Here is an 18,657-nt window from a genome sequence, read left to right as displayed (position 1 = left end):
GCCCCCGGGTTCCCGGGGGCCCCTCATCGAAGGTCGGCTGTCGCGTAACGGCAGCCGAAACCTCATGAAAGAAAGAAGCAACACATGACGATGACAGACCCGGTCGCAGACATGCTGACCCGTCTGCGCAACGCGAACTCGGCGCACCACGACTCCGTGTCGATGCCGAGCTCCAAGCTCAAGACCACCATCGCCGCCATCCTCAAGCAGGAGGGTTACATCGCCGACTGGAGCGTCGAGGACGCGCGCGTCGGCCAGACCCTCAACCTGACCCTGAAGTACGGCCCGAACCGCGAGCGGTCGATCGCCGGCATCAAGCGCGTCTCCAAGCCCGGCCTCCGCGTGTACGCGAAGTCGACCGAGGTCCCCACGGTCCTCGGCGGGCTCGGCGTCGCCATCCTGTCCACCTCCTCCGGTCTCCTCACCGACCGTCAGGCCGAGCAGAAGGGCGTCGGCGGGGAAGTCCTCGCCTACGTGTGGTGATCTGAGAATGTCGCGTATCGGACGTCTTCCCATCGACATCCCCGCCGGCGTCACCGTTTCGGTGAACGGCCGGGAGGTCTCCGTCAAGGGCCCGAAGGGCGAGCTCGCGCTCACCGTCGCGCAGCCCCTCGAGGTTTCGGTCGAGGAGAACCAGGTTCTCGTCACCCGCCCCGACGACGAGCGCGAGTCGCGGTCGCTCCACGGCCTGACCCGCACGCTCATCAACAACAACATCATCGGTGTCACCCAGGGCTACACCAAGGGCCTCGAGGTCGTCGGCACGGGTTACCGCGTCGCCCAGAAGGGCAGCTCCGTCGAGTTCGCTCTCGGGTTCTCGCACCCCGTCCTGATCGACCCGCCCGCGGGCATCACCCTCACGGTCGAAGGCAACAACAAGCTCACCGTGAGCGGCATCGACAAGCAGGCCGTCGGCGAGGCCGCAGCCAACATCCGCAAGATCCGCAAGCCCGAGCCCTACAAGGGCAAGGGTGTGCGGTACGCGGGCGAGGTCGTCCGCCGCAAGGCCGGAAAGAGTGGTAAGTGACCATGGCTGTCAAGACAAAGTCCGTCGCTCGTGCTCGTCGCCACGCGCGTCTTCGCAAGAAGGTCGTGGGCACCGAGCTGCGCCCCCGTCTCGTCGTGACGCGCTCCGCGCGCCACGTGTTCGTCCAGGTCGTGGACGACAGCAAGGGCCACACCGTGGCCTCCGCTTCCACCCTCGAGACCGACCTGCGCGGCTTCGACGGTGACAAGACCGCCAAGGCCCGCAAGGTCGGCGAGCTCGTCGCCGAGCGTGCCAAGGCCGTGGGCGTGTCCGACGTCGTGTTCGACCGTGGCGGAAACCGCTACGCCGGCCGCGTCGCCGCGATCGCCGACGGAGCTCGCGAAGGAGGGCTGAACCTGTGAGTGACAACAAGGAGACCGAAGTGACCGACCAGACTGCCCCGGCTGAGGGTGCGGCTGCGGCCACGGCGCCCGCCGAGCGTGAGCGCGAGCCGCGTCGCGGTGGTCGCGAGCGCAACACCAACCAGCGTGACCGTGGTTCGCGCGACCGCAACGAGAGCCAGTTCCTCGAGCGCGTCGTGACGATCAACCGCGTGTCGAAGGTCGTCAAGGGTGGTCGTCGCTTCAGCTTCACCGCACTCGTTGTCGTCGGTGACGGCAACGGCGTGGTGGGTGTCGGCTACGGCAAGGCCCGCGAAGTCCCCCTCGCCATCTCGAAGGGTGTCGAAGAGGCCAAGCGCAACTTCTTCCGCGTTCCCCGCTCGGGCTCGACCATCCCGCACCCCGTCCAGGGTGAGGCCGCTGCCGGTGTGGTGCTCCTGCGCCCCGCCGCCGCCGGTACCGGTGTTATCGCCGGTGGCCCCGTCCGTGCCGTTCTCGAGTGCGCCGGCATCCACGACGTCCTGTCGAAGTCGCTCGGCTCGTCGAACACGATCAACATCGTGCACGCGACCGTCGAGGCGCTGAAGGCGCTCGAGGAGCCCCGCGCCGTGGCCGCCCGCCGCGGACTGGAGTTCGACCAGGTCGCCCCGGCCCGCCTCGTGCGCGCCGAGGCCGCCGCTCAGAAGGTAGGTGCCTGATGGCCGAGCGTCTGAAGGTCACGCAGATCAAGTCCAAGGTGAGCGAGAAGCAGAACCAGCGTGACACGCTGCGCTCGCTCGGTCTCAAGCGGATCGGCGACTCGGTCGTCCGTCCCGACGACGCGCAGACGCGCGGCTACGTCAAGACCGTCGCCCACCTCGTCAAGGTTGAGGAGATCGACTAATGGCTGCCAAGAAGGACGAGACCGCGACGGTCGACGCCCCGAAGAAGGCATCGGCCGCCAAGACGGCCGAGAAGAAGGAAGCCCCCGCGGCGCGCCCCGGCGTGCTCAAGGTCCACCACCTGCGTCCCGTCCCCGGCGCTCGCACCGCGAAGACCCGTGTCGGTCGCGGTGAGGGCTCGAAGGGTAAGACGGCCGGTCGCGGTACCAAGGGAACCAAGGCCCGTTACCAGGTCAAGGTCGGCTTCGAGGGTGGGCAGATGCCGCTGCACATGCGCACCCCGAAGCTCCGCGGCTTCAAGAACCCGTTCCGTGTCGAGTACCAGGTCGTGAACCTGGACAAGCTCGGCGAGCTCTACCCCCAGGGTGGCGACGTGACCGTCGCCGACCTCGTGGCCAAGGGCGCTGTGCGCAAGAACGAGAAGGTCAAGGTGCTCGGCACCGGCGACATCTCGGTCGCGCTGACCGTCTCCGTCGACAAGGTCTCCGGCTCCGCCGAGCAGAAGATCGTCGCCGCCGGCGGTTCCGTCAACTGACGCCCGACCCAGAAGGGGCCGGCGGCCTGAGGGCCGTCGGCCCCTTCTGCATTAGGCTGATTCGGTGCGCGCCCCGCTGTGCGCCGAGATCGTTCTGGAGGATCCTCCCTTGTTCAGCGCCATCGCGCGGGTATTCCGCACGCCCGACTTGAGGCGGAAGATCGCCTTCACGCTGGGCATCATCGCCCTGTACCGGCTGGGTGCGCATGTGCCGACGCCCTTCGTCGACTTCCCCAACGTCCAGCAGTGTCTGGCCCAGTCCGGCGGTACCGAGGGGCTGCTGTCCCTGGTGAACCTCTTCTCGGGCGGCGCGTTGCTGCAGCTGTCGATCTTCGCTCTCGGCGTCATGCCGTACATCACGGCGACGATCATCGTGCAGCTGCTCCGCGTCGTCATCCCGCACTTCGAGACCCTCTACAAAGAGGGCCAGGCGGGCCAGGCCAAGCTCACGCAGTACACCCGCTACCTCACGATCGCGCTTGCACTGCTGCAGTCGACGACCCTCGTGACGGTGGCGCGTTCGGGCCAGCTCTTCGGCTCGGCCGGCGTCCCCGAGTGCCAGCAGCTGCTCACGAACGACATCTGGTGGGCGCAGCTGCTCATGATCATCACCATGACCGCCGGCACGGGTCTGGTCATGTGGTTCGCCGAGCTCGTCACGGAGCGCGGCGTGGGCAACGGCATGTCCATCCTCATCTTCACCTCGATCGCCGCCACCTTCCCCGGCGCCATGCTGTCGATCCTGAACGCCCGCGGTGTCGAGGTCTTCCTCCTCGTCCTGGCCGTCAGCATCGTGATCGTGGCCCTCGTGGTGTTCGTCGAGCAGTCTCAGCGGCGCATCCCCGTGCAGTACGCCAAGCGCATGGTCGGCCGCCGCACCTACGGCGGGACCAACACCTACATCCCGATCAAGGTCAACATGGCCGGCGTGGTACCCGTCATCTTCGCCTCGTCGCTGCTGTATATCCCCGCCCTCATCGCGCAGTTCAACCAGCCGCAGCCCGGCCAGGAGCCGGCGCCGTGGGTCACCTGGATCTCGCAGTACCTCACGCGCGGCGACCACCCGCTGTACATGCTGATCTACTTCCTGCTCATCATCGGGTTCGCGTACTTCTACGTCGCGATCACGTTCAACCCGGTCGACGTCGCCGACAACATGAAGAAGTACGGCGGGTTCATCCCCGGCATCCGCGCGGGCCGGCCGACAGCCGAGTACCTCGACTACGTGCTGACGCGCATCACGCTGCCCGGGTCCATCTACCTCGGTCTCATCGCGCTGCTGCCGCTGGTCGCGCTGGCGACCGTGGGTGCCAACCAGAACTTCCCGTTCGGTGGCGCCTCCATCCTCATCATCGTCGGTGTCGGCCTCGAGACCGTGAAGCAGATCGACGCTCAGCTCCAGCAGCGTCACTACGAAGGGTTGCTGCGATGACCGCGCGTCTTCTGATCGTCGGGCCCCAGGGATCGGGCAAGGGCACGCAGGGCGTCCGCGTCGGCGAGGCGCTCGGCATCCCGGTGATCTCCACGGGCGACGTCTTCCGCGCGAACGTCGCCGAGGGCACCGAGTTGGGCCAGCAGGTGAAGGCCATCATCGACGGGGGCGACCTCGTCCCCGACGAGCTCACGAGCGCCGTCGTGCGCGACCGTCTCGCGCAGTCCGACGCGGCGGAGGGCTTCCTCCTCGACGGCTACCCGCGCAATCTCGCGCAGGTCATGCACCTCGACGAGTTCCTCGAGGGTCGCGACGAGTCGCTCGATGCCGTCATCGCCCTCATCGTGCCGCGCGAGGAGTCGATCTCGCGTCTCACGGCCCGCGCGGTCGAGCAGGGGCGTTCCGACGACACCGAAGAGGCCATCGCCACCCGCCTGGGCATCTACGAGCGTGAGACGTCGCCGATCCTCGACGTGTACGGCACCCGCGGGATCGTCGACCGTATCGACGGCGTCGGCAGCCTCGACGAGGTGACCGCCCGGATCTTCGCGGCCCTCGAGGCACGCGGCCTCCTCGCGTCGCCGGCTGCGTGACGTGGGTCTGCGTTCCTCCGTCTACAAGAAGCCCGCGCACCTGCGGTCGATGATCGAGCCCGGTCTGATCACCGCCGATGCGTTGGATGCCGTCCGGGCCCTGGTCGAGCCGGGGATCACGACCCTCGAGCTCGACGCCGCGGCATCCGCTCTGATCACCTCGCGTGGTGCCGTGTCGAACTTCCAGATGGTCCGGGGCTACCGCCACACCATCTGCGCGTCGGTCAACGAGCAGGTGGTCCACGGCATCCCGAACGATCGTCCGTTGGAGGCCGGGGACATCCTGTCGATCGACGCGGGGGCGGAGTTCCGAGGGTGGAACGGCGACTCGGCGTTCACCGTGATCGTTCCGGGTGACGCCCCGGAAGAGGTGGTCGCGCCCCGCCGACGTCTGTCGGAGGTGACCGAGGGGTCGCTGTGGGCCGGTATCGCCGCCCTGAGCCGCGCAACCCACCTGGGTGAAGTGGGCGCGGCGATCGAGCAGTATATCCAGACGCACGCACCCGAGGGCGGGTACGGCATCCTGCGCGACTACGTCGGGCACGGGATCGGGCGGAAGATGCACGAGTCGCCGAGCATCTTCAACTACGCCACCCCGGAGCGCGGCGCCGACGTCCGCCCCGGACTCGCCGTGGCGATCGAGCCGATGGTCGTGATCGGAGACCAGGCGACGTTCGTCGAGGACGACGGTTGGACCGTGTCGAGTGTCGACGGCACGGCCGGCTCCCACTGGGAACATAGCGTCGCCGTGCATGATGGGGGCATCTGGGTGCTCACCGCTCACGACGGCGGTGCCGAGAAGCTCGCGCCGTTCGGCGTGGTGCCGAAGGAGATCGACTGATGATGGCTGCCGCACGGAAGTCCACAAACTGGTTCGCGTTCGGGGTGACGGCGGCCGTGCTCGTCGTCGTCCTCATCGTGGGCGGGGTGGTCTGGTTCGCCAACAGCCAGGCGACGTCTCCCGGGACGCTCCCGGAGTCGTCGGCGGTCGACACCGCGACCGGCGCCATCGCGGTGGGGTCGGGAGCGCAGACCGTCGACACCTACGTGGACTTCATGTGCCCCGTGTGCAACTCCTTCGAGCAGGCCTACGGGCCGACGCTGCAGCAGTTGGTCGACGAGGGAACCATCACCCTCAACATCCACCCGATCGCCATCCTCGACCGCCTCTCGCAGGGGACGCAGTACTCGACGCGTGCGGCGAACGCCGCCTACTGCGTCGCGGTCGACGACCCCGCCAACGTGTCGGCGTTCGTGAAGGCGCTGTACGCGCAACAGCCCAAGGAGAACACGGCGGGACTCGACGACGCCACCCTCGCCTCGGTCGCGACTTCGGTCGGGGCATCGGATGCCGTGGCGACCTGCATCGAGGACGGCACGTACACCCGCTTCGTGACGGCGATGACGGCCAAGACGCCTCTGCAGGAGGGCGCCACGGGTATCGCCACACCGACGATCGTCGTGAACGGCACCACCCTGACCAACAAGCCCGACCTGACGGGCGACCCGCAGAAGGACATCGTCGACCGCCTGAACGGGTGACGACACTCCCGGCGAGTTGCCTGGGCGGGCATTACCACGTATGCTTGATCTTTGGTGCGTTGCGCCTTCCTTGGCGTGTCGAGGCACCGAAACCCCATCCACCGCAGACCGGCCGGTCTGCAACTGAGCGTGAGCGAGTTTATGGCGAAGAAAGACGGTGTCATCGAGATCGAGGGCACGGTGTCCGAGGCACTGCCCAACGCGATGTTCCGTGTCGAACTGACCAACGGTCACAAGGTGCTCGCCACCATCTCGGGCAAGATGCGACAGAACTACATCCGCATCATCCCCGAGGACCGCGTCGTCGTCGAACTGAGCCCGTACGACCTCACCCGCGGTCGTATCGTCTACCGCTACCGCTGAGTCCGGCCGAGAAGTAACGACCGCCCCGGCGATTCGAAGACAGCGAAACAGGAACATCATGAAGGTCAACCCCTCCGTCAAGCCCATCTGCGACCACTGCAAGGTGATTCGTCGTCACGGGCGCGTGATGGTGATCTGCAAGAGCAACCCGCGCCACAAGCAGCGCCAGGGCTGATCTCTTCCAGTTCGCACAACCTTTCCAACTGAATACACATCGGCAGGATCAGATCCCGTCCGCGGAAGCGGCCGGGGGACACCTCGGGTCGGAGGCCCGAGCACCGATCCTGCTCCACACCTCCACGACACTCTGAGGAGAGCCGCATGGCACGTCTCGCCGGCGTCGACATCCCGCGCGACAAGCGCGTGGTGATCGCACTTACCTACATCTACGGCGTGGGTCGCACCCGCTCCGTCGAGATCCTGAACGCGACCGGCATCAGCCAGGAGATCCGCGTCAAGGACCTCACCGACGACCAGCTGGTCGCGCTGCGCGACCACATCGAAGGCACCTACAAGGTGGAGGGTGACCTCCGTCGCGAGGTCGCCGCCGACATCCGCCGCAAGGTCGAGATCGGCTCCTACGAGGGCCTGCGCCACCGCCGCGGCCTCCCGGTGCGCGGTCAGCGCACGAAGACGAACGCGCGCACCCGCAAGGGCCCCAAGCGCACCGTCGCCGGCAAGAAGAAGGCGCGCTAAGCCGCGGGCTGAGCGTCAGGATTCAGGAGAACGCACATGGCACAGGCCAAGTCCGCCGCGCGCAAGCCGCGCCGCAAGGAGAAGAAGAACATCGCCGTGGGTCAGGCCCACATCAAGTCGACGTTCAACAACACCATCGTTTCGATCACCGACCCCTCGGGTGCCGTCATCAGCTGGGCTTCGTCCGGCGGTGTCGGGTTCAAGGGCTCGCGCAAGTCGACGCCGTACGCCGCCGGTATGGCCGCGGAGTCGGCCGCTCGCCAGGCTCAGGAGCACGGCGTCAAGAAGGTCGACGTCTTCGTCAAGGGTCCGGGTTCGGGTCGTGAGACCGCGATCCGCTCGCTGACCGCGGCCGGCCTCGAGGTCGGCTCGATCCAGGACGTGACGCCGCAGGCCCACAACGGCTGCCGTCCGCCCAAGCGTCGCCGCGTCTGACGCGTCCGTTCCCGGGGAGCACCTTCGCTCCCCGGGAACGCCGCGCTCCCGCGCGAAGAAGACTTCCGGATGCCGCACCGCACCGCTCAGGTGACGCGGCGTCCCGCGAGTACAACTCAACACCTCACCCCATTACACGTGTCATATAGCGGGCACGTGATCGAAAGGAACACATAGTGCTCATCGCACAGCGTCCCACTCTGACCGAGGAGAAGATCGGGGAGTTCCGCAGCCGTTTCGTCATCGAGCCGCTGGAGCCCGGCTTCGGTTACACGATCGGCAACGCGCTGCGTCGCAGCCTCCTGTCGTCGATCCCCGGCGCGGCCGTCACGAGCATCCGCATCGACGGCGTCCTGCACGAGTTCAGCACCATCCCGGGCGTGAAGGAAGACGTCACCGAGATCATCCTGAACATCAAGCAGCTGGTCGTCTCGAGCGAGCGCGACGAGCCCATCACGGCGTACCTGCGCAAGACCGGCGCCGGTGAGGTCACCGCCGCCGACATCTCCGCTCCCGCCGGCGTCGAGGTGCACAACCCCGAGCTGGTCATCGCCACGCTCAACGACACCGCCAAGTTCGAGCTCGAGCTGACGATCGAGCGCGGCCGCGGCTACGTCTCGGCCACGCAGAACCGCAACGAGTACGCCGAGGCCGGTCAGATCCCGATCGACTCGATCTACTCGCCGGTGCTCAAGGTCAGCTACCGCGTCGACGCCACCCGTGCCGGTGAGCGCACCGACTTCGACAAGCTCGTCCTCGACGTCGAGTCCAAGGCATCCATCGCCCCGCGCGATGCCGTCGCCTCGGCCGGACGCACCCTCACCGAGCTGTTCGGCCTCGCCCGCGAGCTGAACGTCGAGGCCGAGGGCATCGAGATCGGCCCCGCGCCGGTCGAGACCGTCCTCTCGAACGAGCTGTCGATGCCGATCGAAGACCTCGATCTGTCGGTCCGCTCGTACAACTGCCTCAAGCGCGAGGGCATCAACACCGTTTCGGAGCTGGTCGCCCTCTCCGAGACGCAGCTGATGAACATCCGCAACTTCGGTCAGAAGTCGGTCGACGAGGTGCGCGACAAGCTCACCTCCCTCGGCCTGTCGCTCAAGGACTCGGTGCCCGGTTTCGACGGCGCCCAGTTCTACAGCGGCTACGACGAAGAGACCGTCTGACCCCGGTCGGACCCGACCGCACCTTCCACTGGAGTAACACGACATGCCCAAGCCCACGAAGGGTCCCCGCCTCGGAGGCGGCCCGGCCCACGAGCGTCTGCTTCTCGCCAACCTCGCCGCAGCGCTGTACACGCACAAGTCCATCAAGACGACCGAGACCAAAGCCAAGCGCCTGCGTCCGCTCGCCGAGCGCCTCATCACCTTCGCCAAGCGCGGCGACCTGCACGCGCGTCGTCGCGTGCTGAGCGTGATCGGCGACAAGGAGGTCGTGCACACCCTCTTCACCGAGATCGCGCCCCTGGTGGCCGAGCGTGACGGCGGCTACACCCGCATCACCAAGGTCGGGAACCGCAAGGGCGACAACGCCCCGATGGCCGTGATCGAGCTCGTGCTCGAGCCCGTCGCCAAGAAGGCGTCGAGCGCGTCCGCTGCGGCTCCCGCCGCCGCGGCCGCCCCGGCCGCCGAGGAGCCCGTCGCCGACGAGGCCCCCGCCGAGGAGAACACCCCCGACGAGGCCGCCGACGCCGGCGCCGAGTCGCCCGAGGAGGGCGCCGCCGCCGAGGCGGCTGCCGAGGACGCCGTCACGGACGACGCCAAGGCCTGAGCCCTGCTCACCGCGCACGATGCCCCCATCCGGTTCCGGATGGGGGCATCGTCGTTCCCGGGCGGCGACGCGCTCGTAGGCTGGTGGGGTGCGTATCCGCCTCGACATCGCCTACGACGGCACCCACTTCCGAGGTTGGGCCCGTCAACCGGGACTGCGGACGGTGCAGGGGGAGCTGGAGGCGGCGCTCGCGCGCATCGTCGGAGGGACGCCGCGACTGGTGGTCGCCGGTCGCACCGACGCCGGTGTGCACGCGTCGGGACAGGTCGCTCATCTCGACCTCGACGAGGATCAGATCGCGCGCTTGCCGCGGCGTCGCCGTGACGACGACGAGACGGACGCCGTGGCCGCTCTCGCAGGCAGGATGCGGGGCGTCTTGGGTCTGTACCCCGACGTGACCGTGCGCCGGACCGCACGGGCACCGGAGGGGTTCGACGCCCGCTTCTCGGCCGTGTGGCGCCGCTACTCCTACCGGCTCGCCGACGCGACCACCGGCTACGACCCCCTCGACCGGCTGCGCACCACGTCCCTGCGGAGCACGCTCGACCTCGAGGCGATGGATGCCGCCGCCTCGCGCCTCATCGGCCTGCACGACTTCGCCGCCTACTGCAAGGCGCGCGAGGAGGCGACCACGATCCGCACCCTGCTCGAATACGACTGGCGTCGCGGCGAGGACGGTGTTCTGGTCGCCAACGTGCGCGCCGACGCCTTCTGCCACAGCATGGTCCGCGCGCTGGTCGGTGCGTGCGTCGCCGTGGGGGAGGGACGCATCGCCATCGACGACGTGGTGGCCATCCGCGATGCCCGCCTGCGGATCCCCGAGACGAAGGTGCTGGCCGCGCGGGGCCTCGTCCTCGCCGAGGTCGGCTACCCGGCCGACGACCTGCTGGCGGCGCGTGCGCAGCAGACGCGCAATCGGCGGGATGCCGACGACCCGGCATCCTGATCCCGTCCTCCGAGGGCGACGCAACCCTCGGAGGCCCCATCGCCGACAGTCGTATGCTGACACCGCCATGAAGGTCATCTCGTACAACCTCAACAAACACCGCGCCGCCGGGGAGCTCACCGCGCTCGTCGAGAAGCACGAGGTGGACGTGCTGTGTCTGCAGGAGTGCGACACCAGCGACATCCCCGATCAGGTCGGCGGTTTGCGCCTGGCCGAGGCGACCCAGCGCAACAGGCTCGGCCTGGCCGTGTACTACCGCGAGAACACCTTCCGCGCCGAGGAGGTGCGGGCGCTCTCGCTCAAGAAGTCGCTGCACGACTACGTCCTCAAACCCGCGGAGGAGCGGATGCTGGGGGTCCGGCTGCGCGACATCGACACCGGTCGCGACGTGATCGTCGCCTCGTTCCACGCGGCGCCGCTGACCGCGCTGAACTCCCTGCGCCGGCATCAGATCCGGACGGCGCTCACGGAGCTGCAGAATCTCGGGCCCGGCCTTCCGGCGCTGATGGTCGGGGACTACAACTACCCGGTCTTCAAGGAGAACCTGGGGCAGAAGGTCCGCGACCAGGGCTACGAGCTCACCCTGAGCGATGCGCGCACCTACACGCGCTATCGCTTCTTCCGTGGGCACTACGACTTCGCGACATCCGTCGGCTTCGACATCGCGCACATCAAGACGCTCCCGCAGGGCTTGAGCGATCACCTGCCGATCCTCGTCACGGCTGAGGTGACGGCGCTCCGCGTCAGCGGTCTCCGCTAGCACATCGCGAGGGCGGGAAGGTCCCCCGACGGGGCGTGCGCTCTCTCGCCCTACACTGAGCCAACGGACTCGGGGGAGAACGCATGGGACTCGGTGTGCGAGGCATCAGGCTTCTGGTGGGGATGTCTGCAGGGGCGGGTGTCCTGGCGATGGCGGGGTGCGGCTCGCCGCCCTGGGCGCAGAGCACCGCAGTGCCCACCCCCACGGGAAGCGAGACGACCGGCTCGGCCCCGCGTCAGCCCGTGCCCAACGACCTGTCCACGGGGTCCACGCAGCGTTCGCTGACCGCCGGGGCGGTGGCGGCGCAGGTCGATTACTGGTCGGAACTGGGGATGAATCGCTGGACGGCGACCGCTCTCAAACCGGTCAGCGTGTCGATGGTCACGACCGTGACCCCGGACGACGGCCAGAAGGTGTACCTGGAGCGCGCGACGATGACCGCCGTGCCCGGCAACGCCGATGAGTCGCTCTCCCCTTTGCCCTCTCAGACCGACGAGACGAGTGCGCCGGGATACCTGGTGCTTTCCCCGTACAGCTACTCCCAGACCTTCACCGTCGGGGAGGTGCCCCCCGAAGCCACCTTCGTCGCCCTGCTGTTCACCTTCGAGTATCTGGTGCAGACGACCCCCACCTCGGACGAGTACGCGAAGCAGACCGCGACCGACTCGCTCACCGTGGCGATCGTGGAGGGCACCGGCACGTCGGGCGGGTGACCGCCTCGGACGCACGCGCCGCGCTCACCCGGCGTGGTCGACGGGGAGCGCGGGCAGGATGACGGTCACGGTGGTGCCGACGCCGAGTTCGCTGTCGAGGAAGAGGGAGCCCCCCTGATCTTCGACGATGCTGCGGATGATCCCCATTCCCAGCCCGGTCCCCGGTGTCGCGCTCTCCCGGGCTGTGCGCGCCCGGAAGTAGGGGTCGAAGACGCGTTCCAGATCGTCGGGATGGATGCCGATCCCGGTGTCGACGAAGCGCAGGATGACATCGTCCGGCGAGGTCTCCGCGGTGATGAGGACCGTGCCGCCCGGGGGCGTGTACTTGATGGCGTTGCTGAGGATGTTGTCGAAGGCCTGCCGGAGGCGGAAACCGTCTCCGGCCACGTCGGCCCTCGGCGGCAGCTCGTCGGTCACGCGCACGCGGCGCGCGTCGGCCACGGGGCGGAATGATTCGAGAGACGACGCGATGATGCGGCTGGCGTCGGCGGCGGCGGGGGCCGCGGGTTCGCGGAACACCCCTCGCGACGCCGCGAGGATCTCCGAGATGAGTTTCTGCATGCGCTCACCGGCGGCGGAGATGACCTCGAGCTGCTCCCGGACCTTCGGCGGGAGGTCGGGGCCGTCGAGGGCGAGGTCCGCATGACCGATGATGGCCGTGAGGGGATTGCGCAACTCGTGCGACACGGTTGCCGCCAACCGCTCGCGCGCGCGCTCGGACTCGATCAGCGCCGTCACGTCGTGCACGATGAGCAGCGTGCTCTCGGGCTCGCCGGAGGAGGCCAGTCGACGCGTCGACACCGACAGCGCGTGCCAGTCGCCGCGCGCATCGTAGAGCCACACCCTTTCGTCATCGAACTGCTCGCCTCGCGCGGCGCGGGCGAAGGGGCGCTCGTTGTCGGGCAGGGGGTCGCCGTGCAGGGTCGAGTACTCGACCGAACGCCCGGGGCGCTGGGGCTCGTCGCGCTCGATCCCGTAGAGGGCGACGTAGGTGTCATTGAGGGCGAGGACCTCTCCCTCCGCTGAGAGCCGGGCGATGCCGGTATCCAACCCGTTCAGCATCTGCGACACGCGTCGTTCCTGGCCCGACACCCGCTGAAGCGTGCCCTGCAGGCGTCTGGCTTGGCGTCTGAGCAGCTGCTTGAAGGCGCGGGTCTGCCGGGCGGAGAGGTACGCGGTGATGGCGATGAACGTCAGCGAGAGCAGGACCACGAGCAGTCGGAGCGCCGACGAGGGCCCCGTGGCGTTCAGCGTCGCGTCCAGGAGGATGATGACGGCGATGGATCCGAGAGCGGAGATGAGGGTCACCAACGAGAAGTAGGCGGCGATCCACATGATGGGGAAGACCCAGAAGAATCCGAACCGGAGGTCGGTCCCGACGCTCATCAACCCGACGGCGAGGATGTCGCCGAAGGGGATCACCGACACCGTGGCGCGCGGCAGCCGGTGCCAGGGCATGACGATGGCCACCGCGGTGAGGGCGATCACGACGCCGACGCCGGAAGAGAACGGCCAGTGGGAGAACAACGTCGGTTCGATCAGCTGGACCAGCAGCACGGTGATCATGACGCTGGCGCCGAGCAGGAGTTGGAGAAGCCATACCGACCGAGTCCGCCCACCGGGACCGCTCGTGTCGTCGTCGCGCGCGGCGACCGAGGGGGCCGGGACGCCGCTCCTCGGGGATGCCATGGCCTCGACCCTATCGAGAGGGGATCCAGACGCCGGGGAGCCCGGTGCGCCTGCGCTCTCCGCCCCCCGCGGTGTCGGCGCGGGCCTGTCAGCGGTCGGCACGGCTCACCCGCTGACGGGCCGTCCTCATGAGGGACGACAGAGGGTCGACCGACCGGATGACGCGGTGCTCGAACAGCAGGTCGGGAACGTCGACGCAGTCCAATGAGGGCATGCGACGTGCGAAGGCGCGTCGCACCGCGGACTCGATCCAGTCGGTCTCGACGCTCACGGGAGAGACCGCGAACACGGTGTCCCGCCCGGGCAGACCCGTCACCACCTCGGGCAGTGCGTCGTCGACCGCGCCGGCCGCCGCCCGCAGCATCTCCCGCCCGTGGGCGACGCTGTGAGCGGTGCGGATCAGATCCAGCTCGGGCAGCTGCACGAGCGTGATCCGCGCGCTCCCGTGTGCGCCGATGAGGCGCGCGGTCTCGCGCCGCAGGACTCCCCGATCGTGGGCTCGTGTGCCGGGCGACGGCCGGTCGTCGAGCTGCCGCCCGACGCGGACCGTACCGATGGAGACGAGGGCGATGGTGACGGCGCTGACCAGCGCGGTCGCTTCGGCGGAGATCGGACCCGGCTCCAGGAGAGGAGCGGTGCCGACCACGGCGACCACGATCAGACGCGTGAGGTTGTACGCGGCGTAGAGACCGAGGGTCCACGCCAGGAGGCGACTGCCCCGGAGGTCGCCGAGCGGGCGCCGCGCGCACTCGAGAGCCCCCATGACGGCGAACACCCCCAGTCCCGCGGTCTTGAGCAGGGTCGCGTTCTCGAGGGGGATGAGGAAGGTCAGACCGAGCAGGAAGATCCCCACCGCGGCGATCCCGATCGCGCCGACGGCGCGTCGATGGTTGAGGTGCCGCGCACCCGCCCACAACAATCCGACGGACATCACGTTCGTGGCATTGCCGCTCGCCGCGGCCGCCACCCCGCCGCCCGCCGTCTCGAGAGCGTTCATGGCGCCGCACAGCAAAGCGGCGAAGGCGGCCATCCCGAAGTAGCGCACCATCTCCGCGCGGGCGCCACCACGGTCGTCCTCGGGGCGGCCGTAGGCGAGGAGGAGGATCGCCAGCGCCACACCCGCCGCGGTGATGGCGGAGAACAGGGCGAGAAGGATCATGAGATGACCGCCTCCTTCTGCGAGCGCGGAGAATCTTGAGGCAATCTTGCGGAGACGGTGCTCCGCCGCGGCGGACGTGTTGCGGGCGAGGATCCAGAGTGGGGACCGGCCGACACAGCGATCACCGAACGGAGGGCACCGCCATGACCGATGTGCGAAGTTTCACCGCTCCCGCGCGAGAGCTGCGTCCGCACGCACAGGAGCATGCGAACGAGCACGAGGAGCACTTCGTCGACGACTTCGCGGCGATCCTGGAGGACTCCTGCGTCCACCGCTCCACGATCGGGTGCGTCATCCCCGCCTACAACGAGGAGGAGTCGATCGCCGGTGTCATCGAGGCGCTGCTGCGACAGACCCGCGTGCCCGACGTCATCCACGTCGTCGTCAACAACACCTCGGACGCCACCGTCAGGATCGCCTCGAACTACAGCGGTCCTCACGAGCTGCACACCGAACTCGGCGAGCAGTTCACCGAGGTCTTCGTTCATGACATCGGCAAGAACCCCGACAAGAAGGTCGGCGCCCTCAACTACGGCTATTCCCTCGTCGAAGGCTACGACTACCTCCTGGGCGTCGACGGCGACACGGTCGCCGACCCCCGCGCCGTGGAGTACCTCGAGGCGGAGGCCGTCTCCGACTCCCGCATCGGCGGGATCTCGGCCATCTACACCATCGACGACGCGCCCATCCGGGGGGCGATGGCACGGTTCCTGATCGCCGGGCAACGGACGCAGTTCGCCGCGTTCAACCTGCAGAACATGCTGCGTGGCCGCAACATGGCGGTGCTGGGGGGGTCAGTTCTCCATCTTCTCCACCACCGCACTGCGAGACGCGATGGCGCAGAACCACCAGTCGACCCCGTGGGTCAAGGACTCCGAGGTCGAGGACTCCCTGCTGTCCCTGCAGATCAAGAGCGCCGGCTACCTCACCAAGATCAGCCCCGTGGCCCGGGCCGACGTGGGCGGGATGACCACCCTTTCGGCGTACGACGCCCAGCAGGTCAAGTGGACCTACGGGGCGATCGAGCTCATGTGGCCCGGCCAACGCGGGGACACCAAGGGCCAGCCCTTCCACCCCAACCTGCGTCTGCGGTAATTCGAGAACTTCGGCATGCTGACGAACCTCTTCGTCCGCGTCGCCTTCTTGACGCTGCTCGCCGGGTCTCTCTCGATCGGGGCGTACGCCTTCTCGCCGTGGTGGCTCATTCCGCCGGCCGTGGCGATGCTGTTGAACCTGCGGATCGCGTGCACCATGGCGAAGGTCGATCGCACCGACATCCTCTTCGCGGTGCTCTTCGTGCCCGCGGAGGTGTTCATGTGGGTGCGCATCAGTCACTTCGTCCGCTCGTGGTCGCGCTTCCTGTCTCGCAAGAAGGTGGACAACTGGGCCATGCAGGCCAAGGCGGAGCGCGGTGGAGGACTGGGCCATTGGGTGCCCCTGGTCGTCCTCGTCGCCGTGGCGATCGCGCTCGCCGTCATCTGGGTGCTCGTGGGACCGCTCGCGCAGTCCTCGATCCTCTGGGTCGGGTGGCCGATCGTCGGCGTTGTCACCGTGCTGCAGACCCTGATGATGTTCTCCAAGCTCGTTCGTCGACAGCACGGCTTCAAGGTCTGACGAACTCCCGGCTCCGATGGCCCGAACGATCGGAGAAATGGATGCCTCGGTCACGACCGCGGCCGAGGCATCCGCCGTCGCCGCCGGCATCAGGAGGCGACGAGCTCCGAGGTCAGGCGATACCCGACCCCGCGCACGGTCTCGATGTAGCGGGGATTGGCGGGATTGTCGCCGAGCTTTCGACGCAGGTTGGTCATGTGCGCTTCGATGGCCCGCTTGTCGGCATCGCCGACGAAGTAGCTCGTCACGTAGGACTCGCCGCGCAGGACCAGGGTCAGATCGGCTTTGCTGCGGACGCGCCGCTTGGACTCCATGAGCGTTGCGAGCAGATCGAACTCGGTGCGGGTGAGTTCCAGGTCGTCGCCACTCAATCGCACCAGTCGGCTGTCGGGGTCGAGCAGCAGGTCTCGGTGCACGAGCCAGGCGTGTCCCGCGTCCTCCGCCACCTCTCCCGCCGGCGGCGGGAGGACGACGACCTCGCTTCCAGCGGGCGGCGACGCGGCCTCGCTCTCGGGGCGGGCGGTGGGGAAGGACGGGCCGACCCGCTCCTGGCGCGGCGCGGTGCTCGGCGCACCGGGCTCGCCGGCACGGGGTCGGCGCAGGAGGGCTTCGATCCGTGCGCGGAGTTCTCGCGGACGGAACGGCTTGACCACGTACTCATCGGCGCCGGCGCCGAGGCCGAGCACGACATCGGCCTCCTCTTCCAGTCCCGTCAGCATGATGATGTACGTGTCGCTCTGCTGCCGGATGCGCCGGGCGGCTTCGAACCCGTCGATGCCGGGCATGTTGACGTCCAGCGTCGTGATGAGCGGCTGATAGGTGATCACGGCGCGCACCCCGTCGATACCGTTCCCGACGGACACGGTGGAGAAGCCTGCCGACTCGAGGACCTCGGCGAGAAGGTGGCGGATATCGGGATCGTCCTCGACGATCACCGCCGTTTTCACGCGCTCCAGGTTGTCGCTCATCTGACCCACTCCTCCGCATTCGCGCTTTCGCGCCCGCATTCTCCCCCGAGACGCGGTGTCGCATAGCGACGAGCGCAATCTTGACACATTTCGCGACGCAACCCCCCGGGGGTGCGGGTCAGACGAGCCCTCTCGTCAACTCGATGGCGGCATCCGGCCACCACGCACCGGCCGCGGGGCCACCGTTGCACGCGCCGTCGCTTTCGCCGGGGGGGTTTGATCCAGAGATTCGTGTCGACGACACCGTCTCCGTAGGACCCCCCCTCGCTCCCCACGCGTCGGCCGGCCGGGTTGCACCACTGCGCCCCTGCCGGACCGGCGCCGTTGCGGGAGGTGTCGATGACCGCGTGCGTTCCGCCCAGCAGGTCGGACAGCTCGTGGGCGTAGGCGAACTCGGAGGCGGTGTCCTGGTAGTTCGAGACGTTCAGCGCGACTCCGCGCACCGACGACAGCAATCCCGTCGCCCGTAGAAGCTCTGCCATCTCCTCGGCCGGGTGCCAGGCGGAGTTGCCCGCGTCGATGTAGATCCAGGTGCCGGGACCGGAGAGGTTGTCGACCGCCGTCCGCAGGTACCCTGCGCGCTCCGTGAGGGAGCCGCACGAGGGTGACAGCGCGACGCTGTCGGGTTCGAGGATCACGATCTTCTGCAGACCGGCGGCGGATGCCAGGGCTCGTCCGATGCGGGACGTCCACTCGGCGTAGTCCTCCGGGTCCAGGCCGCCCGTGGAATGACTGCCGCAATCGCGGTCGGGGAGTCCGTACACGGCCACCGAGAGCGCCGCATCCTGGCCGCGCGCCTCATCGGCGAGACGCACGACCCGGTCGTGGACCGCGTCGATCGGGTCGCCCTCCGGGGTCAGCCAGACCGTCGTCGGTTGCCTCGCGAGCCAGTCCGCGGCGGCGGTCTCGCGTGCACCGCCCCCGGACACGGACGCACGCGCCGCCGTCGAGGTGCTGGAGGCGAGGATCCGCGTGCCGACGGCCGGCGCTGCGGCGGACGCAGCATCCGCCGCGGCGAGGGTCAGACGACCGACCGCGAAGACGACGATCAGCGCGAGCACGACGAGCAGGGCGCCCACGATCAGCGGACCGCGCGGCAGCGGGCGTCGGGTCGAGGTCGAGTGCGGTGCCGGCACGAGCAGCACTTTATCCGGCTCCCTGCCCGCCGGCTCCTGAATGATTAGTCCGAGCAG

At 68.5% G+C, this 18,657-nt stretch carries 25 protein-coding genes and 1 pseudogene; 22 read left to right on the top strand and 4 right to left on the bottom strand.

Going from position 1 to position 18,657, the window contains the following annotated elements:
• Nucleotides 1-84 precede the first annotated feature (84 nt).
• The 19 genes from rpsH (at nucleotide 85) to QE392_RS00410 (ending at nucleotide 12,034) form a co-directional block, all read left to right on the top strand.
• A complete protein-coding gene (gene rpsH / locus QE392_RS00500; RefSeq protein ID WP_307446349.1) occupies nucleotides 85-483 on the top strand; it encodes a 30S ribosomal protein S8 in 399 nt (132 codons plus the stop codon).
• Between the two features lie 7 nt (nucleotides 484-490).
• A complete protein-coding gene (gene rplF / locus QE392_RS00495) occupies nucleotides 491-1,027 on the top strand; it encodes a 50S ribosomal protein L6 (RefSeq protein WP_058623966.1) in 537 nt (178 codons plus the stop codon).
• A gap of 2 nt (nucleotides 1,028-1,029) precedes the next feature.
• Nucleotides 1,030-1,389, top strand: coding sequence for a 50S ribosomal protein L18 (gene rplR / locus QE392_RS00490; RefSeq protein WP_043361012.1), 360 nt, complete (start codon nucleotides 1,030-1,032; stop codon nucleotides 1,387-1,389).
• Nucleotides 1,386-2,066, top strand: coding sequence for a 30S ribosomal protein S5 (gene rpsE / locus QE392_RS00485; protein ID WP_373426424.1), 681 nt, complete (start codon nucleotides 1,386-1,388; stop codon nucleotides 2,064-2,066). Before rplR ends, rpsE begins: the two co-directional genes overlap by 4 nt.
• On the top strand, nucleotides 2,066-2,251 hold the full coding sequence (gene rpmD / locus QE392_RS00480) for a 50S ribosomal protein L30 (RefSeq protein WP_013583998.1): 186 nt from the start codon (nucleotides 2,066-2,068) through the stop codon (nucleotides 2,249-2,251). The genes rpsE and rpmD overlap by 1 nt, the downstream gene beginning before the upstream one ends.
• A complete protein-coding gene (rplO, locus tag QE392_RS00475) occupies nucleotides 2,251-2,784 on the top strand; it encodes a 50S ribosomal protein L15 (protein ID WP_307446343.1) in 534 nt (177 codons plus the stop codon). The genes rpmD and rplO overlap by 1 nt, the downstream gene beginning before the upstream one ends.
• Before the next feature lie 109 nt (nucleotides 2,785-2,893).
• Entirely contained in the window at nucleotides 2,894-4,216 is a 1,323-nt protein-coding gene (secY, locus tag QE392_RS00470) for a preprotein translocase subunit SecY (RefSeq protein WP_307446340.1), read from the top strand.
• Nucleotides 4,213-4,809 carry an adenylate kinase gene (locus QE392_RS00465; RefSeq protein ID WP_307446337.1) on the top strand — a complete coding sequence of 199 codons (597 nt, stop codon included), beginning with the start codon at nucleotides 4,213-4,215 and terminating at the stop codon, nucleotides 4,807-4,809. Before secY ends, QE392_RS00465 begins: the two co-directional genes overlap by 4 nt.
• A gap of 1 nt (nucleotide 4,810) precedes the next feature.
• Nucleotides 4,811-5,650 (top strand): type I methionyl aminopeptidase, encoded by an 840-nt coding sequence (gene map / locus QE392_RS00460; RefSeq protein ID WP_307446334.1) that lies wholly within the window; start codon nucleotides 4,811-4,813, stop codon nucleotides 5,648-5,650.
• Nucleotides 5,650-6,351 (top strand): DsbA family protein, encoded by a 702-nt coding sequence (locus QE392_RS00455; protein WP_307446330.1) that lies wholly within the window; start codon nucleotides 5,650-5,652, stop codon nucleotides 6,349-6,351. The genes map and QE392_RS00455 overlap by 1 nt, the downstream gene beginning before the upstream one ends.
• A 141-nt stretch (nucleotides 6,352-6,492) precedes the next feature.
• Nucleotides 6,493-6,714 (top strand): translation initiation factor IF-1, encoded by a 222-nt coding sequence (infA, locus tag QE392_RS00450; protein WP_013583992.1) that lies wholly within the window; start codon nucleotides 6,493-6,495, stop codon nucleotides 6,712-6,714.
• A gap of 58 nt (nucleotides 6,715-6,772) precedes the next feature.
• The gene (gene rpmJ, locus QE392_RS00445; protein WP_005050492.1) at nucleotides 6,773-6,889 is read left to right on the top strand and encodes a 50S ribosomal protein L36; all 117 of its coding nucleotides are present in this window, start codon (nucleotides 6,773-6,775) and stop codon (nucleotides 6,887-6,889) included.
• A gap of 146 nt (nucleotides 6,890-7,035) precedes the next feature.
• Entirely contained in the window at nucleotides 7,036-7,410 is a 375-nt protein-coding gene (rpsM, locus tag QE392_RS00440; protein WP_076673723.1) for a 30S ribosomal protein S13, read from the top strand.
• Between the two features lie 36 nt (nucleotides 7,411-7,446).
• Nucleotides 7,447-7,845 (top strand): 30S ribosomal protein S11, encoded by a 399-nt coding sequence (gene rpsK, locus QE392_RS00435; protein WP_013583990.1) that lies wholly within the window; start codon nucleotides 7,447-7,449, stop codon nucleotides 7,843-7,845.
• 176 nt (nucleotides 7,846-8,021) lie between these two features.
• Entirely contained in the window at nucleotides 8,022-9,011 is a 990-nt protein-coding gene (locus tag QE392_RS00430) for a DNA-directed RNA polymerase subunit alpha (RefSeq protein ID WP_058230893.1), read from the top strand.
• Between the two features lie 43 nt (nucleotides 9,012-9,054).
• Nucleotides 9,055-9,615 (top strand): 50S ribosomal protein L17, encoded by a 561-nt coding sequence (gene rplQ, locus QE392_RS00425; protein WP_307446325.1) that lies wholly within the window; start codon nucleotides 9,055-9,057, stop codon nucleotides 9,613-9,615.
• Between the two features lie 88 nt (nucleotides 9,616-9,703).
• Nucleotides 9,704-10,561 (top strand): tRNA pseudouridine(38-40) synthase TruA, encoded by an 858-nt coding sequence (gene truA / locus QE392_RS00420; protein ID WP_307446322.1) that lies wholly within the window; start codon nucleotides 9,704-9,706, stop codon nucleotides 10,559-10,561.
• Nucleotides 10,562-10,628: 67 nt separating this feature from the next.
• On the top strand, nucleotides 10,629-11,321 hold the full coding sequence (locus QE392_RS00415; RefSeq protein WP_307446319.1) for an endonuclease/exonuclease/phosphatase family protein: 693 nt from the start codon (nucleotides 10,629-10,631) through the stop codon (nucleotides 11,319-11,321).
• 191 nt (nucleotides 11,322-11,512) lie between these two features.
• Complete coding sequence (locus QE392_RS00410) at nucleotides 11,513-12,034, top strand: hypothetical protein (protein WP_307446316.1); 522 nt, start codon at nucleotides 11,513-11,515, stop codon at nucleotides 12,032-12,034.
• 24 nt (nucleotides 12,035-12,058) lie between these two features.
• Here QE392_RS00410 and QE392_RS00405 read toward each other — a convergent pair whose 3' ends face one another.
• Together QE392_RS00405 and QE392_RS00400 are read right to left on the bottom strand one after the other, a co-directional pair.
• The gene (locus QE392_RS00405; protein ID WP_307446314.1) at nucleotides 12,059-13,723 is read right to left on the bottom strand and encodes an ATP-binding protein; all 1,665 of its coding nucleotides are present in this window, start codon (nucleotides 13,721-13,723) and stop codon (nucleotides 12,059-12,061) included.
• Between the two features lie 88 nt (nucleotides 13,724-13,811).
• Nucleotides 13,812-14,882 carry a hypothetical protein gene (locus QE392_RS00400; RefSeq protein ID WP_307446311.1) on the bottom strand — a complete coding sequence of 357 codons (1,071 nt, stop codon included), beginning with the start codon at nucleotides 14,880-14,882 and terminating at the stop codon, nucleotides 13,812-13,814.
• 143 nt (nucleotides 14,883-15,025) lie between these two features.
• Between QE392_RS00400 and QE392_RS00395 the strand changes: the two are divergent.
• From QE392_RS00395 to QE392_RS00385, 3 genes and pseudogenes are all read left to right on the top strand, one after another.
• Nucleotides 15,026-15,523: pseudogene (locus QE392_RS00395) on the top strand (glycosyltransferase); the annotation flags it as partial.
• Nucleotides 15,524-15,647: 124 nt separating this feature from the next.
• Entirely contained in the window at nucleotides 15,648-15,977 is a 330-nt protein-coding gene (locus tag QE392_RS00390; RefSeq protein ID WP_307446308.1) for a hypothetical protein, read from the top strand.
• A gap of 15 nt (nucleotides 15,978-15,992) precedes the next feature.
• The gene (locus QE392_RS00385; protein ID WP_307446304.1) at nucleotides 15,993-16,496 is read left to right on the top strand and encodes a hypothetical protein; all 504 of its coding nucleotides are present in this window, start codon (nucleotides 15,993-15,995) and stop codon (nucleotides 16,494-16,496) included.
• An 89-nt stretch (nucleotides 16,497-16,585) separates the two neighbouring features.
• Here the strand turns inward: QE392_RS00385 and QE392_RS00380 are convergent, their stop codons facing one another.
• Together QE392_RS00380 and QE392_RS00375 are read right to left on the bottom strand one after the other, a co-directional pair.
• Complete coding sequence (locus QE392_RS00380) at nucleotides 16,586-17,464, bottom strand: response regulator transcription factor (RefSeq protein WP_307446299.1); 879 nt, start codon at nucleotides 17,462-17,464, stop codon at nucleotides 16,586-16,588.
• Nucleotides 17,461-18,600, bottom strand: coding sequence for a glycoside hydrolase family 6 protein (locus QE392_RS00375; protein ID WP_307446295.1), 1,140 nt, complete (start codon nucleotides 18,598-18,600; stop codon nucleotides 17,461-17,463). The genes QE392_RS00380 and QE392_RS00375 overlap by 4 nt, the downstream gene beginning before the upstream one ends.
• Nucleotides 18,601-18,657: the final 57 nt, after the last annotated feature.

The sequence above is a fragment of the Microbacterium proteolyticum genome (assembly GCF_030818075.1).
Classification (GTDB): Bacteria; Actinomycetota; Actinomycetes; order Actinomycetales; family Microbacteriaceae; genus Microbacterium; species Microbacterium proteolyticum_A.
Note: the sequence above shows the minus strand (reverse complement) of the source record. Positions and strands in the feature narration are given on the sequence as shown.

Bases quoted from the DNA above. Each gene is read 5' to 3' on its own strand.
- QE392_RS00405 (WP_307446314.1), bottom strand. From the start codon at position 13,723: ATGGCATCCCCGAGGAGCGGCGTCCCGGCCCCCTCGGTCGCCGCGCGC.
- QE392_RS00400 (WP_307446311.1), bottom strand. From the start codon at position 14,882: ATGATCCTTCTCGCCCTGTTCTCCGCCATCACCGCGGCGGGTGTGGCG.
- QE392_RS00455 (WP_307446330.1), top strand. From the start codon at position 5,650: ATGATGGCTGCCGCACGGAAGTCCACAAACTGGTTCGCGTTCGGGGTG.
- QE392_RS00385 (WP_307446304.1), top strand. From the start codon at position 15,993: ATGCTGACGAACCTCTTCGTCCGCGTCGCCTTCTTGACGCTGCTCGCC.
- rpmD (WP_013583998.1), top strand. From the start codon at position 2,066: ATGGCCGAGCGTCTGAAGGTCACGCAGATCAAGTCCAAGGTGAGCGAG.
- rpsH (WP_307446349.1), top strand. From the start codon at position 85: ATGACGATGACAGACCCGGTCGCAGACATGCTGACCCGTCTGCGCAAC.
- QE392_RS00465 (WP_307446337.1), top strand. From the start codon at position 4,213: ATGACCGCGCGTCTTCTGATCGTCGGGCCCCAGGGATCGGGCAAGGGC.
- rpmJ (WP_005050492.1), top strand. From the start codon at position 6,773: ATGAAGGTCAACCCCTCCGTCAAGCCCATCTGCGACCACTGCAAGGTG.
- rpsM (WP_076673723.1), top strand. From the start codon at position 7,036: ATGGCACGTCTCGCCGGCGTCGACATCCCGCGCGACAAGCGCGTGGTG.
- rplF (WP_058623966.1), top strand. From the start codon at position 491: ATGTCGCGTATCGGACGTCTTCCCATCGACATCCCCGCCGGCGTCACC.
- QE392_RS00415 (WP_307446319.1), top strand. From the start codon at position 10,629: ATGAAGGTCATCTCGTACAACCTCAACAAACACCGCGCCGCCGGGGAG.
- rpsK (WP_013583990.1), top strand. From the start codon at position 7,447: ATGGCACAGGCCAAGTCCGCCGCGCGCAAGCCGCGCCGCAAGGAGAAG.
- rplR (WP_043361012.1), top strand. From the start codon at position 1,030: ATGGCTGTCAAGACAAAGTCCGTCGCTCGTGCTCGTCGCCACGCGCGT.
- infA (WP_013583992.1), top strand. From the start codon at position 6,493: ATGGCGAAGAAAGACGGTGTCATCGAGATCGAGGGCACGGTGTCCGAG.
- rplQ (WP_307446325.1), top strand. From the start codon at position 9,055: ATGCCCAAGCCCACGAAGGGTCCCCGCCTCGGAGGCGGCCCGGCCCAC.
- QE392_RS00380 (WP_307446299.1), bottom strand. From the start codon at position 17,464: ATGAGCGACAACCTGGAGCGCGTGAAAACGGCGGTGATCGTCGAGGAC.
- rplO (WP_307446343.1), top strand. From the start codon at position 2,251: ATGGCTGCCAAGAAGGACGAGACCGCGACGGTCGACGCCCCGAAGAAG.